At 73.5% G+C, this 13,645-nt stretch carries 12 protein-coding genes; 3 read left to right on the top strand and 9 right to left on the bottom strand.

Features of this window, described 5'->3' with window-relative positions:
- Positions 1-348 precede the first annotated feature (348 nt).
- From WIS52_RS27965 to WIS52_RS27955, 3 genes are read left to right on the top strand one after another with little or no spacing between them, the layout of a single operon-like run.
- Positions 349-1,233, top strand: a complete 885-nt coding sequence (locus tag WIS52_RS27965) for a MetQ/NlpA family ABC transporter substrate-binding protein (RefSeq protein ID WP_349301392.1) — start codon at positions 349-351, stop codon at positions 1,231-1,233.
- On the top strand, positions 1,233-2,306 hold the full coding sequence (locus WIS52_RS27960; RefSeq protein WP_349301391.1) for a methionine ABC transporter ATP-binding protein: 1,074 nt from the start codon (positions 1,233-1,235) through the stop codon (positions 2,304-2,306). The genes WIS52_RS27965 and WIS52_RS27960 overlap by 1 nt, the downstream gene beginning before the upstream one ends.
- Positions 2,303-2,965 (top strand): methionine ABC transporter permease, encoded by a 663-nt coding sequence (locus tag WIS52_RS27955; RefSeq protein WP_349301390.1) that lies wholly within the window; start codon positions 2,303-2,305, stop codon positions 2,963-2,965. Before WIS52_RS27960 ends, WIS52_RS27955 begins: the two co-directional genes overlap by 4 nt.
- 186 nt (positions 2,966-3,151) lie before the next feature.
- Here the strand turns inward: WIS52_RS27955 and WIS52_RS27950 are convergent, their stop codons facing one another.
- The 9 genes from WIS52_RS27950 to WIS52_RS27910 all read right to left on the bottom strand — a co-directional run bounded on the left by WIS52_RS27950 (position 3,152) and on the right by WIS52_RS27910 (position 13,605).
- Positions 3,152-3,634: an OsmC family protein gene (locus WIS52_RS27950; protein WP_349301389.1), complete on the bottom strand. Its 483-nt coding sequence runs from the start codon at positions 3,632-3,634 to the stop codon at positions 3,152-3,154.
- 381 nt (positions 3,635-4,015) lie between these two features.
- A complete protein-coding gene (locus WIS52_RS27945) occupies positions 4,016-4,549 on the bottom strand; it encodes an NAD(P)H-dependent oxidoreductase (RefSeq protein WP_349301388.1) in 534 nt (177 codons plus the stop codon).
- Positions 4,546-6,126, bottom strand: a complete 1,581-nt coding sequence (locus tag WIS52_RS27940; protein ID WP_349301387.1) for an LLM class flavin-dependent oxidoreductase — start codon at positions 6,124-6,126, stop codon at positions 4,546-4,548. Before WIS52_RS27940 ends, WIS52_RS27945 begins: the two co-directional genes overlap by 4 nt.
- Positions 6,123-7,733: an ABC transporter ATP-binding protein gene (locus WIS52_RS27935; RefSeq protein ID WP_349301386.1), complete on the bottom strand. Its 1,611-nt coding sequence runs from the start codon at positions 7,731-7,733 to the stop codon at positions 6,123-6,125. The genes WIS52_RS27940 and WIS52_RS27935 overlap by 4 nt, the downstream gene beginning before the upstream one ends.
- Positions 7,712-8,575: an ABC transporter permease gene (locus WIS52_RS27930; protein ID WP_349301385.1), complete on the bottom strand. Its 864-nt coding sequence runs from the start codon at positions 8,573-8,575 to the stop codon at positions 7,712-7,714. Before WIS52_RS27930 ends, WIS52_RS27935 begins: the two co-directional genes overlap by 22 nt.
- On the bottom strand, positions 8,572-9,540 hold the full coding sequence (locus WIS52_RS27925; RefSeq protein WP_349301384.1) for an ABC transporter permease: 969 nt from the start codon (positions 9,538-9,540) through the stop codon (positions 8,572-8,574). Before WIS52_RS27925 ends, WIS52_RS27930 begins: the two co-directional genes overlap by 4 nt.
- 5 nt (positions 9,541-9,545) lie before the next feature.
- The gene (locus WIS52_RS27920; RefSeq protein WP_349301383.1) at positions 9,546-11,204 is read right to left on the bottom strand and encodes an ABC transporter substrate-binding protein; all 1,659 of its coding nucleotides are present in this window, start codon (positions 11,202-11,204) and stop codon (positions 9,546-9,548) included.
- Positions 11,201-12,409, bottom strand: a complete 1,209-nt coding sequence (locus WIS52_RS27915) for an acyl-CoA dehydrogenase family protein (protein ID WP_349301382.1) — start codon at positions 12,407-12,409, stop codon at positions 11,201-11,203. Before WIS52_RS27915 ends, WIS52_RS27920 begins: the two co-directional genes overlap by 4 nt.
- Positions 12,406-13,605 (bottom strand): LLM class flavin-dependent oxidoreductase, encoded by a 1,200-nt coding sequence (locus WIS52_RS27910; RefSeq protein WP_349301381.1) that lies wholly within the window; start codon positions 13,603-13,605, stop codon positions 12,406-12,408. The genes WIS52_RS27915 and WIS52_RS27910 overlap by 4 nt, the downstream gene beginning before the upstream one ends.
- Positions 13,606-13,645: the final 40 nt, after the last annotated feature.

Below are 13,645 nucleotides of genomic sequence, written 5' to 3'. Positions count from 1 at the left end.
CCCCGACCGCTCCTCCGCGCCTCGCCCCGACAGGAATCCTCCAGTGCAGACCGTCGTGCCCTGGTCCGCACCGGCTCCTGCGCGTATCCCCGCCGCCCTCCGGTCCGAACAGGTCACACGTGGCCCGGGGAACGGCCAGCGCGCCGGACGGGGTGGTCGGGTCCCGCCCACCGTCGTGCCTGCGTGCGGCCGGCGCCGGGCGGTGCGCACCGCGACGCTGACCCACCGGTGACGACGTCGCGGCGACACCCGCCGCGATCCCGCCACCGGGCAGACATCCGAAGCCCCACTCCCAGGCCCGCCGCGTTCGGACACCCCGCCGGCCGGCCCCACCGGAAGGAATCACCCATGCGCCTGCTGCGCGCACTCACGTTGCTGATCCCCGCCGCCGTCCTGGCCGCCGGGTGCGCCGCGCCCGGCACGTCCACCGGCGACTCCGACGGTGACACCCGCACCGTCCGCATCGGTGTGGCCGACGGCGCCGAGCCGTACTGGAACGTCTTCAGCGAGAAGGCGGCGGCCGAGGGCATCACCGTCGAGCTGGTCAACTTCACCGACTACAACCAGCCGAACCCGGCGCTGTCCCAGGGTCAGCTGGAGCTCAACCAGTTCCAGCACCTGCAGTACCTGGCGAACTACAACCTGCAGAACGACGACACGCTGACGCCGATCGGCGCGACCGCGGTCTACCCGCTGCCGCTGTACTCGACCACGCACACCGATCTGGAGCAGATCCCGGACGGCGGCCAGATCGTCATCCCGAACGACGCGGTGAACCAGGCCCGCGCGCTGACCGTGCTGCAGACCGCCGGGCTGCTGACGCTCACCGACGGCGGCACGACGACCTCGACCCCGGCCGACATCGACCAGGCCGCCTCGAAGGTCACCGTCACCCCGGTGGACGCCGCGCAGACCGCGGCCAACCTGCCCAGCGCGGACGGCGCGATCGTCAACAACAACTACGCGACCGCCGCGAACCTGACCGCCGACCAGGTGCTCTACGCCGAGGACCCGGACTCGGACGCGGCCAAGCCCTACATCAACCTGTTCGTCGCCCGCGCCGACCAGGCCGACGACCCGGACTACGCCACCCTGGTGCGGATCTACCACGACCAGGAGGTTCTCGACGCGGCCCGCAAGGACCTCGGCGAGGACGGCGTCTTCCGGGACAACACCCCCGAGGACCTGCAGCAGACCCTGGCCGGCATCGAGCAGCAGTTGCAGGCCGGCTGATGAACACACCGGTGATCTCGTTCGCCGGGGCGACCCGCACGTTCCCGGCCCGCCGGGGCCCGGGGGTCACCGCCGTCGACGGCGTCGACCTCGACATCGCCGAGGGCGGGATCACCGGCGTCATCGGCTGGTCCGGGGCCGGCAAGTCCACCCTGGTCCGGATGATCAACGCCCTCGAGCTGCCCACCGCCGGCACGGTGACGGTGAGCGGCCGGGTCACCTCGGCGCTGTCCGAGCGCGGGCTCCGCGAGCTGCGCGGGGAGGTCGGGATGATCTTCCAGCAGTTCGCGCTGCTGAACTCCCGCACCGTCGCCGGGAACGTCGGCTACCCGCTCAAGGTGGCCGGCTGGTCCCGGGAGGCCCGCCGGGAGCGCGTCGCGGAGCTGCTCGAGTTCGTCGGGCTCTCCGAGCTGGCGGGGCGCTACCCGGCCCGGCTCTCCGGCGGGCAGAAACAACGGGTCGGCATCGCCCGCGCGCTCGCGACCTCGCCGCGGATCCTGCTCGCCGACGAGGCGACCAGCGCGCTGGACCCGGAGACCACCCGCGAGGTGCTCGCTCTGCTGCGGCGGGTGAACCGCGAGCTCGGCACCACCGTCGTCGTGATCACGCACGAGATGGAGGTGGTCGCGGCGATCTGCGACCGGGTCGTCGTCATGGAGCAGGGCCGGGTGATCGAGCACGGCCCGGTCTACGACGTGTTCTCCGCACCCGAGCACCCCGCGACCCGGCGGTTCGTGCACGGCGTGCTGCAGGACGTGCCCTCAGGCGAGACGCTGGACCGGCTGCGCGCCCGACACCCCGGACGGCTGGTCACCGTCGCGATCGGCGGTCCGGACACCGACGCCGCCGACGCGCAGGCGGCGATCTCCCGGGTACCGGCCGCGCACGGGGTGCGCAGCACGATCGTGCACGGCGGCATCCGGGAGCTGGCGCAGCGCCCGGTCGGGAGCCTGACCCTGGAACTGGACGGCGACCCGGACGCGGTCCAGGCGTGCGTCGACGAGCTGTCCCGGCACACCCGGGTGACCGAGCCGACAGCAGCGGAACAGACACACGTGGAGCCGAGCCGATGAACACCGACTGGTCCACGCTGCAGCCGGTGCTGTGGCTGTCCGTGCTCCAGACCGTCTACATGGTGTTCTGGACGATGCTGATCGCCGGGGCGCTCGGGCTGCTGCTCGGCGTCGCGCTGCACACCACCCGGGCCGGCGGGCTCTACGCCAACCGGGGTGTGTTCACCGTGCTCAACGTGCTGGTGAACCTGGTGCGGCCGATCCCGTTCATCATCTTCATCACCGCCGTCGGCCCGCTGACGCTGATCGTGATGGGCACGACCATCGGGACCCGCTCGGTGCTGTTCCCGATGATCGGCATGGCGACGTTCGTGATCGGCCGGATCGTCGAGCAGAACCTCGTCTCGGTCGACCCGGCCGTGGTCGAGGCGGCCCGGGCGATGGGGGCGAGCCGGTTCCGGATCGTGTGGAGCGTGCTCGTGCCCGAGGCGCTGGCGCCGCTGGTGCTCGGCTACACCTTCATCTTCATCGCTGTCGTCGACATGTCCGCGATGGCCGGCTACGTCGGCGGCGGCGGGCTGGGCGACTTCGCGATCACCTACGGGTACCAGCAGTTCGACTGGCCGGTCACCCTGGTCACGGTGGCGATCATCGTGGTGATCGTGCAGCTGGCCCAGCTGCTCGGGAACTCGATCGCCCGGCGGGTGCTGCACCGCTGAGGGCCGCGTGGCTCCGCCGGGTACCGGCCCGGTGGAGCCACGGGTTCGGTGGGGCGCTGGTGGGAGCCCCGTAGACCATCGACCGTCCGCACCATTCTGGACAGTCGCTCGTGGACCGGCACGAGCTCGCCGGTCACCGGGTTCGGTGCGTGCGGGACGATGTCGAGGACCTGGAACCTCACGTGCTCAGACGGCGGGCGGGAGCTCGGCCCGCGTCCAGTCGTTGACGAGCTCGAGTCCGCTGCGCTCGAACAGCTGGGTCACCGGGCAGCGGCGCGCGGTCTCCGACACCAGCTCGGCGAACTGCTCCTCGGTGGCGTCTGTCTCGACCGTCACGCGGACCTCGACCCGGTCGAAGTTGGCGTTGCCCTCGGCGCCGCCGACCAGGACCGCGGTGTCGAGGTCGCCGCGGGCGTCGAACGTCCAGCGGCCCAGCCGGATGCCGAGGCCCTTCGCGACGAGGCTCGCCGTGACCTGGTTGCACGAGGTCAGGGCGCCGATCGCGTAGAACAACGGGCTCGGTGCCGAGTCGGCACCGCCGAAGGCCGGGTAGGCGTCGGCCTGGAACACGTGGCCGGCGTCGCCCGCCGCGGTGAGGGTCTGGAGGACGCCGGTGCCCTCGCCGTGCACGGCGAACGGGACGACGGTCTCCTTGGGCGTAACGGTCATGACTGGTCCTCTCGGACGGCGGTCGGCATCGTCGGCGGCGGTTCCGCGACGTGCACGGGACCACCCGGCGGCGCGGACCGCGGGAGATGGGAAGGGAAACTGCAGATACGGGTCGGACGCCCGCTAGCGGAGTGCGGCCGAGCGGCGACAGCCGCTCGCCGTGACACGGACGAGATCGACGTGCATCCTGCGCACGAGTATCGATCCCGCCGGGGTCATGGTCCGATCGTCACACACCGGACGCCCGGTCGCCAGGGCTCCCGCGGCGGACGACGACGCGGCCCACCGCGAAGATCCTCCTTTATGGAGCCCGGGTGCCGGCCAGGTGGCCCGCAGGTTCCACGGAGAAGGATCATGGCGCTCGCGAGCGGCGGAGCCGCCTCACACGACGGGCGCGATCGCGCGCAGCGCCTCCGAGGAGCGCACGGCGGTGGTCAGGTCGGCCAGCGCGCGGCCGTGTGCCGCAGCCAGCTCGGCGGAGTCGGGGGTGAGGGTGTTGCGGTCCTCGTAGCCGGAGTGGTCCAGGTAGAGGCCGGGTGAGAGCACCTGGACGGCGAAGAATCCGGCGAGCACCGAGCGCAGCCCGTCGAGGGCGAGGAAGTGGTGGCCGCTGGCGCCGGTGAGCACGAGCGCGGCGGCCTTGCCCTGCAGCGGTGCGGTCTCCTCGCCCCACTTCCCGCGTTCGGTGGCCTCCAGCAGTGCCTTGAGCGATGCGGTGTGCCCGGCCCGGTGCACCGGGCTGCCGAACACGACGGCGTCGGCGTCGGCGAACGCGGCGGTGACCTCCTCGAGCGGGGCCTGCGAGAGCTCGATGAGTTCGGTGTCGGCGCCGGTGCCGGCGAGCAGGCCGGCGACGGCGGTGGCGGTGCGCCCGCCGGGTTCGGGCCCGGCGACGACGCCGATGATCCGGCTCATCGCCCGGCTCCCGGAGTGAGGGCGTAGCCGCCGCGGAAGAACAGCAGTGGCCGGCAGTCCGGATCGTCGCCGAGCGCGGAGACGCGGGCGGCGACAACAGTGTGGTCGCCGCCGTCGTACTCGTTCCACAGGGTGCAGTCGACCCAGGCGCCGACGCCCTCGAGGATCGGTGCGCCCGAGGGTGCGGGGGTCCAGGTGACGCCGGCGAACTTGTCGGTGCCGGAGCGGGCGAAGCCGGTGCTGTGGTGTTCGTGGTCCGCGGCGAGGACGTTGACGCAGAACCGGCCCACGTCGCGGATCCGGGGCCAGGTCGTCGAGCTGCGGGCGGGGGCGAAGCTGACCAGCGGCGGGTCCAGCGAGAGCGAGGAGAACGACTGGCAGGTGAACCCGAGCGGGCCGTCGGGGCCCTGCGCGGTCACGACCACGACTCCGGACGCGAACGTCCCGAGCGTGGAGCGCAGGGTCCGGCTGTCGATCACGGTCATGATGCCTCCTCGTCGGTGCGAACGGTGCCGGGTCTCCAGCCCAGTTCCGGCGCCACGGTCGTCGCCAGGTCCTCGATCAGCCGCCGGTTCGCCGGCAGCCCGAAGGCCGGCGGGAGGAACAGCACCAGCTCGTCGGCCGCGGACAGCCCGGGGTCGGCGAGCACCGCGGCGGTCACCTCGTCGGGCGTGCCGTGGTGCACCGGGCTGATCCGCTGCCCGGCCGGCAGCGCCGCGGACACGACCGGCTGGCAGGGCGCCCGGCGGCCGGGACGCGGCCATGCCGAGCGTGCGCCGCTGCAGGTCGTAGGCGGCGTAGGTCCCGCGCAGCTCCGCGGTGGTGCCGGGCAGGACCGACGCGGCCACCGCGACCGGCGGCGGATCCCCGTCCTGCACCGCGGCCCAGGTCTCCCGGTAGGTCGCGATCACCCGCGCCTGGTATTCGGAGAAGGTCTCCCCCTCGGCGATCCCGTGCAGCACGGTGCCGGTGATCAGGCCCAGGCCGCGCCGGGCGGCCGCCTCGGCCGAGCCGACGCTCGCCGCACCGATCCGCAGCCGCTCGCGCAGCCCGGGGCTGTGCGGCGTCACCCGGATCGGCGTGCCGGGCGGTGCGCCCTGACCGGGGCCGTCGACGGTGTGCAGCACCCCGCCCTCGACGCCGGTCAGGAACCGTTCCAGCCGCCGGGTCGCCTCGGTGCGCGGGTCGACCTCGACCGCGCCGAACACCGGGTCCCAGCCGGCGCTCGACCCGGTCGCCAGCGCGAGCTCGAGGCGCCCGCCGACGAGCAGGTCCGTGGTACCCGCGCCCTCGGCGAGCAGCACCGGGTCCTGGTAGCGCATCGGCAGGACCGCCGAACCCAGCCGGATCCGGCCGGTGTGCTGCCCGACCGCGGCGAAGAACGGCAGCGGCGAGGACAGGTAGTGGTCGAAGTGCCGCTGGTAGGCCCAGCCCGCCTGGTACCCGAGGTCCTCGGCGGCCCGGTAGAGCTCGATCCCGTCCCGCAGCCCGTCCGCCGGACCCACCCCGTCGCACCAGGAGACGCGGGTGTTGAACCCGAGCGTCGTGAGCGTCCGCGGCGGCGCCCCGGCCGTCACGCGACGGCCCGCACGACGCCGGGCAGCGCGTCCAGCAGCGCGCGCGTGTAGTCGTGCTCCGGGGCGTCGAACACCTGTGCCACGGTCCCCTGTTCGACGACCCGGCCGCGGCGCATGACCGAGATGGTGTGCGCGAGCTGGCGGACCAGCGAGAGGTCGTGCGAGACGAACACGTAGGTCAGTCCCAGCTCCGCCTGCAGCCGCAGCAGGGTCTCGACGATCCCGGCCTGCACGGTCACGTCGAGCGCGGAGGTCGGCTCGTCGAGCACGATCACCTCGGGCCGCAGCACCAGCGCCCGGGCGATCGCGACGCGCTGGCGCTGCCCTCCGGACAGCGCCGCCGGCCGGCGATCGAGCAGCTCCGTCGACAGACCGACCGCGGCGAGCGCGGCGCGCACCAGCGCAGCCCGTTCCCGCCGGTCCCCGATCCGGAACCGGGTCAGCGGTTCGCCCACCAGGCGTTCCACCTTCCAGGTGGGGTCGAGCGAGCTGAACGGGTTCTGGTGCACGAGCTGCAGGTTGCGGCGCAGCGCCCGCAACGCGGCCGGGGTGCGCGAGCGCAGCTCCTCCCCCGCGACGACGATGCGTCCGGTGTCCGGGCGTTCCAGCCCGAGCAGCAGGCGGACGGCCGTCGTCTTCCCCGAGCCGGACTCGCCGACCAGCGCGTGCGTGGTGCCCGCCGGCACGGTGAAGGAGACGTCCTCAGCGGCGACCACGCCGCCCGGGAACGTCTTCCCGACGCCCTCGACCTCGATCTTCGCCGGGCCGCCGGACCGGTCCGCCCCGGCCGCGCGGAGCTCGGCCCACCGGTCCGGGTGCAGCGCCGGGACGTCGGCGTGCAGCCGTCGCGCGTACATCGACGACGGCCGGGCCGACACCTCGCCGGCCGGGCCGGACTCCTGCGCGGTCCCGTCCTTCAGTACGAGCAGGTCGTCGGCCCGCTCGGCGGCCACCGCCAGGTCGTGGGTGATCAGCAGCAGGCCGACCCCCAGGTCGGAGCGCAACCGGGCCAGCAGGTCGAGCACGCCCCGCTGGATCGTGACGTCGAGCGCCGAGGTCGGCTCGTCCGCGACGAGTAGCGCCGGGCGCGGCAGCACCGCGAGTCCGATCAGGACACGCTGCAGCATGCCGCCGGAGAGCTGGTGCGGGTAGGCGTCGAACACCCGCCGCGGCTCGGTGAGCCCGACCTCGGCGAAGGTCTCCAGCACCCGCTCGGTGCGCTGCGCCTTCGGCAGGCCCTCGACCAGCTCCGCCGCCTCGAGCCCCTGGCCTCCGATGGTGCGCACCGGGTTCAGCGAGCTGCCGGGGTCCTGGGGGACGAACCCGACCGTCCGCCCGCGCAGCGGCCGGAACCGCCGCTCGGGCAGCCCCAGCACCTCCTGGCCGTCGATCTCGATCCGCCCGGTGGCCCGCCCGGACGCCGGCAGCAGCCGCAGCAGGGCCCGGGCGATGGTGGACTTCCCGGAGCCGGATTCCCCGATCACGGCCAGCGCGCGGCCGCGTTCCAGCTCGAAGTCCACATCGGATACCACGGGATCGTCGCCGTATGCCACGGACAGGCCGGTCACGCGGAGGAGCGGGGCGCTCAGTCGGTCGTTCGGAGCCATCGGCTGATCCTGTTCACGGAGAGGACGGTGACGATCGTGACGGCGGCCGGGGCCCAGACGAGCCACGGCGCCATCGGGTAGTCCTTGCCCGCGGCGACGAGCAGACCCCAGTCCGACGCCGGCGGCGGGTCGCCGTAGCCGAGGAAGGCCAGGCCGGCGATCACCAGGATCGCCAGCCCGAACTGCAGCACCGCCAGCGGCAGCACCGAGCGGGTCGCGTTCGGCAGCACGTGCCCCAGCAGCACCTGGCGGCGCGACCCGCCGAGCACGTAGGCGGCCTCGACGAACACCGCGGTCCGGGTCTTGAGCACCTCGGAGCGCACCACCCGGGCGAACACCGCGACCGCGGAGACACCGGTGGCGATCGCGGCGTTGATCGTCCGGAAACCGAGCGCGCTGACCACGATGACGGCGAGCAGGAAAATCGGGATCGCCAGCAGCACGTCGACGAACCGGGCGAGGACGACGTCGACCAGCCCGCCGAGGAATCCGGACAGCAGGCCGACCAGACCGCCCACGAACAGCCCGATGCCGACGGCGACCAGCGCGCTGGACACCGACGACGCGGTGCCGTGCACGACCCGGGCGAACACGTCGCGCCCGAGCTGGTCGGTCCCGAACACGTGCTCCGGCGACGGCGCCCGGAACAGCTCGGCCGGGATGCCGTCGACCGGGTTCTGGGACGTGAACAGCCCCGGGACGAGCGACCAGCCGAGCACGACCGCGACGACGGCGAACGAGAGCCAGACCCCGACCGGGACGGATCGCAGAGCGCCGCGGCGGCGACCAGGCGGGGCGGGACCGGCGGGTGCGGCCGGGGTGGTGACGGAGGTGACGGTCATCGGGCGGGCACTCCTGCATCCGGACGGGCCCCGACCTGCACCCGCGGGTCCAGCAGCGGGTAGACGAGGTCTGCGACCAGGTTGACGATGACGAACACCACCGCGGCCAGCGCGACGACGGCCTGCAGTACCGGGAGGTCCTGCGAGGTCACCGCCCGCTCGACGAGGCTGCCCACCCCGGTGCGGGTGAACACCGCCTCGGTGATCACCGCGCCGCCGAGCAGCTCGCCGACGGTCAGCGCCAGCACCGTCACCACCGGCAGCGCGGCCGGTTTGAGCAGGTGCACGGCCAGCAGCCGGATCCGGCCGAGCCCCCGCGAACGGGCCACCCCGGCGTAGTCCTGGCGGGCCTCGTGGTCGAGGTTGGCGATGAGCACCTCGGCGATCTGCGCGGAGACCGGGATGCCGAGGGTGATCGCGGCGAACAGGGTGGCCGAGGCGGACTCGGAGTCGATCACCCGGAACAGCCCGAGCTGGAACGCGAACAGCTGGATCAGCAGCAGGCCGATCAGGAAGTTCGGCACGGACAGGAACAGCGAGGGGAACGCGCGCAGCGCCGGGCCGAACGGGGCGGGGAGCGTGTGCACCCCCAGCGCGATACCGAAGGCCAGCACCAGCGCCACGACCAGCGCCGTACCGGCCAGCGCCAGCGTGGACGGAAGTACCTCGGCGATCATCTGCGACACCGGCAGGCTGGAGCGCAGCGAGAGGCCGAGATCGCCCATCAGGAACCGGGACAGCGACTCCCACAACTGCACCGGGATCGGCCGGTCCAGCCCGTAGTAGGCGACGATCTCCGCGATCTGCTCCTCGGTGAAGCCGTTCTCGGGGTTGCGCAGGGTGGTCGTCACCGGGTCCCCGGGCAGCACGCTGATCACCACGAAGGTGAACACGTAGGCCAGGAGCACGACGACGACGGCCTGCCCGCCGCGGCGCAGCGCGTAGCGCCGGTAGTCCCGCCGCATCGCGATCAGTCCCCGATCCAGGCGGTGTAGTAGTTGGCGTAGGCGACGCCGTTGTAGGCCTCGCCGTGCACCCGCGGCGAGTTCAGGTAGAGCCGCTGGACCTGCTGGTGCAGGGGGACGAAGTAGGCCTGGTCGAGCACGTGGGCCTGCAGCTCGTCGAGCAGCGCGTCCCGGGCCGCCGGGTCGCTGGCGTCGGCGATGCCGGTCGCGAGCCGGCTCAGCTCGGGGTCGGAGCCGCCGACGGCGAACCAGTCCTCGCCGTTGTCCGCGTCGGTGAGCACCCCCGCGACGGTGCCGGCGTCGATGATGCTGCGGGTGAGCTCGTAGGCGGGCACGTCGGAGTTGCCGAACGCGACGCGCTGGCCGTAGGTGACGACGTCGTAGGTGCGGATGTCGACCTCGAAGCCGAGCCGGCGCAGCTGCTGGGCGATCAGCTCGTCGGCGGCCCGCGAGGTCGCCAGGTACGGGTTCGGATTCAGCGTGATCGTCAGCCGCTGACCGTCCCGGGTGCGGACGCCGTCCGGGCCCGGCACCCAGCCTGCCGTGTCGAGCTCCGCGGCCGCCCGGGCCGGGTCGAACGGGAACAGGTCACTGTGGTCGGTCGCGCCGGGCACGTTGGACTGGAAGAATGACTCCGCGGGCAGCCAGTCCGGGGTGTAGACGGTCGCGAGGAGCTCGTCGCGGTCGATGCCGAACTGCAGTGCGCGGCGGACCCGCACGTCGTCGTACGGGGCGACCCCGGTGTTGATCGCCCACCCGTTGACGAAGCCGAGGTAGCGCGGCGCGGCCACCCCGAAGCCCTGCGCGGCGAAGCCCTCCAGCTCCTTGGGCGCCGGGTTGTAGGCGACGTCGGCCTGTCCCGCCTGCACCGACGACGACCGCACCTGCTGCTCGGCGACGACCTGGTAGGTGATCGAGTCGATCCGGGCGGGGCCCTGGTGGTCCAGCGCCCCGGGGGCCCAGTCGTAGTCGTCACGCTTGCGCAGCACGACACTGTCGTCGTCGCGCCAGGACTCGACCACGTACGGGCCGCTGCCGATGTCGCGGGACAGGTCGGCCTGCTGTTCGGCCGGCAGCGCCAGGCTGGCCGGTGAGATCAGGATCGAGCCGTGGTAGCCGAGCGTCGGGATGAAGCCCAGGGTCGACGAGGAGAACTGCACCCGGACCGTGCTCGCGTCGACGGCCTCGGCGCGGTCGTAGGTCTTGGGGAACAGTCCGATCGGGTTGATGCCGCGGTCCGGGTCGCCGTTCGCCCACATGTCGAGGTTGGCGACGACGGCGGCGGCGTCCAGCGGCGATCCGTCGGAGAAGGTGACGCCGGGGCGCAGGTGCAGGGTGAACTCGGTGGCCTGGTCGTTCTGCTCCCAGCGCTCCGCGATCCACGGGGAGACGGCACCTTCGTCGTCGACGTAGACCAGCTTGTCGGTGACGTGGCCCCAGATGTGGCCCTGGAAGCTGGAGATCGCCGAGTTGTTGGGGATCCAGGTGTCCCCGAGCGAGTCGATGAGGAACGTGAGGTCGCCGCCGTCGGTCGGCTCGCCGGAGCCCCCGCCGGTCTGCGCGGCGCCGGTGCCGCAGGCCGTGGCGAGGACGGCGGCGGCGAGGGTGGCGAGCGCGGCCCGGAGGGCTCGGGGCGCGGTGCGGCGGGCGGTGCGGGTGCTCATCGGGTGTCGGTCTCTCTCGGGGACGTGGTGGTGGACAGGAGGTGGCGGCCGGCACCGAGCAGCGCGGCGTCGGCCTGCGGCGGGTGCACGCGCACACAGAGGACGTCGCGCAGGTGCCGTTCGAACGGCTGGTGCCGGGTGAGCGCGGGGTTGCCGAGCGCGGCGACAGCGGTCTGGACCGCCTCGACCACCGAGTCGGCGATCCGGACCTTGAGCAGGGAGTAGTGCCGAGGGTCCAGGTCGGTGCGCAGGACCGCGCCGTAGAGCAGGGTCTCGGCCTGCGTGATCAAGGCGTCGATCTCGCCCGCGACGGTGCGGATGCGGTCGGTCTCGGCGATCGGGCGGCCGAGCGCGGCGGGCACGCGTTCGCGGGCGTAGCGGACGAACGCGGCCCGGGCCGCGCGGGCGACGCCGACGTAGAGCGCGGGGTGCCCGAAGCTCGCCGGGCCGGCGGCGGCCGCGGGATCGGTGTAGACGCCGCCGGGCCCGCGCGGGATCTCGACGAACGCGTCCGCGGGCACGGTCACGTCGTCGTAGACGACGTCGTGCGTGTTCGACGCGCGCAGGCCGAGGTGGTCCCAGGTGTCGAGCCAGGTGATGCCGGAGGCGTCGCCGGGCACGAGCAGGTGCCCGACCCGCGGGGAGGACGGGTCCCCGCCCGGCTCGTCGGCGACCACCCAGACGACGTGGTGGGCCAGCGCCGCTCCCCCGGTGGCGTAGGCCTTGTGCCCGGTCAGCGACCAGCCCTCGGGAGTGCGCCGGGCGACGGTGGCGGGCAGCCCGCCGCGAGCCGGAGCACCCAGCTCCGGCTCCGCGCGGACCGCGTTGATCAATGTCGGCCGGGCGGCGGAGCGGCGCAGAACCTCGGCGTAGGTGGCCTCGGGCCAGTGCGCGACGGCGGCCTGGCCGCGGTGGGCCTGCAGCGTGTTGGCCGCGAGCAGCGCCACCGACGGGTCGCCCTCGCCGAGCGCGACGAGGATCCGCAGCGCGTCGACCGGGGACACGTCCGGACCGCCGTGGCGGGCGGCGACCGTCGCGGTGAGCACCCCGGCCCGGTGCGCGGCGGCGATCCCGGCGGTGGGGATCTCCCCGCTGCGGTCGTGCTGCTCCGCGGTCGCGGCGACCTCGGCGGTGAGTGCGGCCAGCGCCTCGCCGGACAGGTCCGGGACCGGCAGGGTGACCGGCGGGGACGCGGTGGCCGTCACCGGACACCGGCCAACGCGTCGGCGTCGAACCCGGGGGCCAGCGCGCCGGGGTTCTCGGCCTGCAGCGTGCCCCGGCGGCCGGTCGCGGCGCGGTGCGCGAGCTCCTGGCGGACCAGGGGCAGCACGTTGCGGCCGTAGTCGGCGGCGTCGGCGAGGGTGTCATAGCCGCGGATGGAGACCAGGTCGGCCCCGACGTCGATGTAGTCCACGATGGCCGCCGCGACCGTCTCCGGAGTCCCGACGAGCGCGGTGGAGGCCCCGCCGGCATTGGTCACCGCCGCGGTGCGGGTCCACAGTGCCCGGTCGTAGACCTCGGAGCGGGCGGCGAAGTCCAGGGCGCGCTGCGAGCCGACGTTCTGCGGGGTGCCGCCCGCGATGACGTGCCGCTTGTGGAACGACCCCTCGCGGAACGTCGCCCCGATCTTCTCGGCGTAGCCGTAGGCCTTGCGCCAGGCCAGCTGGTCGGTGCGGTCGATGATCGGGCGGAAGGTGACCCAGATCCGCTGGCGGGGCCGGCCGGCGGCGTCGGCGATCGCGTGCACCCGCTCGATCTGGGCGCGGATGTCGGCGAGCGGCTCGCCCCAGAAGCTGAACACGTCGGCCTGCCGGCCGCCGATCTCGAACGCCTCGTCGGACTGGCCGCCGATCGAGATCGGGATCGTGTCGCCGTACGGGCGGAAGCCGGGCCCGAAGCCCTCGAACCTGTAGAACTCGCCGTCGTGGTCGAACGGCGCGGTCTCGGTCCAGGCCCGCCGCAGCAGGTCGACGAACTCGCTGGTCCGGGCGTAGCGGCGGGACTTGGGCAGGTAGTCGCCCTGGCGGGCCTGCTCGGCGTCGTTCCCGCCGGAGATCAGGTGGACGACGGCGCGACCCTCGGTGAGCTGGTCGAGCGTCGCCAGCTGCTGGGCGACGACCAGCGGGAACGCGGTGTTCGGCCGGACCGCCACGATCGGCCGGAGCCGTTCGGTGAGCTGCCCGACCGCCGAGGCGACGACGAACGAGTCCGCCGACGACGAACCGTAGGGCAGCAGCGTGTAGTCGTAGCCGGACTCCTCCAGGGTGGCGACGTAGCGGCGGAAGTAGTCGAGGTCGATGCCGCGGGTGGGCACCGGCGCCAGCTCGGTGGACGGGTTGAGGTGCGAGAGCGAGATGAACTCGACGGTGCGGGCGGCGGTGGTGGGCAGGTCGGTGGTCACGAGGGCCTCCTGGAGGGTGGGCGCGACGGAACGGGGGCGC

It is taken from the genome of Pseudonocardia nematodicida (assembly GCF_040105385.1).
Lineage (GTDB): Bacteria > Actinomycetota > Actinomycetes > Mycobacteriales > Pseudonocardiaceae > Pseudonocardia > Pseudonocardia nematodicida.
This window is presented reverse-complemented; position numbering and strand designations above follow the sequence as displayed.

Excerpts from the sequence above, each read along its gene's own strand:
- WIS52_RS27960 (WP_349301391.1), top strand. The coding sequence starts at position 1,233 with ATGAACACACCGGTGATCTCGTTCGCCGGGGCGACCCGCACGTTCCCG.
- WIS52_RS27955 (WP_349301390.1), top strand. The coding sequence starts at position 2,303 with ATGAACACCGACTGGTCCACGCTGCAGCCGGTGCTGTGGCTGTCCGTG.
- WIS52_RS27930 (WP_349301385.1), bottom strand. The coding sequence starts at position 8,575 with ATGACCGTCACCTCCGTCACCACCCCGGCCGCACCCGCCGGTCCCGCC.
- WIS52_RS27945 (WP_349301388.1), bottom strand. The coding sequence starts at position 4,549 with ATGAGCCGGATCATCGGCGTCGTCGCCGGGCCCGAACCCGGCGGGCGC.
- WIS52_RS27920 (WP_349301383.1), bottom strand. The coding sequence starts at position 11,204 with ATGAGCACCCGCACCGCCCGCCGCACCGCGCCCCGAGCCCTCCGGGCC.
- WIS52_RS27925 (WP_349301384.1), bottom strand. The coding sequence starts at position 9,540 with ATGCGGCGGGACTACCGGCGCTACGCGCTGCGCCGCGGCGGGCAGGCC.
- WIS52_RS27965 (WP_349301392.1), top strand. The coding sequence starts at position 349 with ATGCGCCTGCTGCGCGCACTCACGTTGCTGATCCCCGCCGCCGTCCTG.
- WIS52_RS27950 (WP_349301389.1), bottom strand. The coding sequence starts at position 3,634 with ATGACCGTTACGCCCAAGGAGACCGTCGTCCCGTTCGCCGTGCACGGC.
- WIS52_RS27935 (WP_349301386.1), bottom strand. The coding sequence starts at position 7,733 with ATGGCTCCGAACGACCGACTGAGCGCCCCGCTCCTCCGCGTGACCGGC.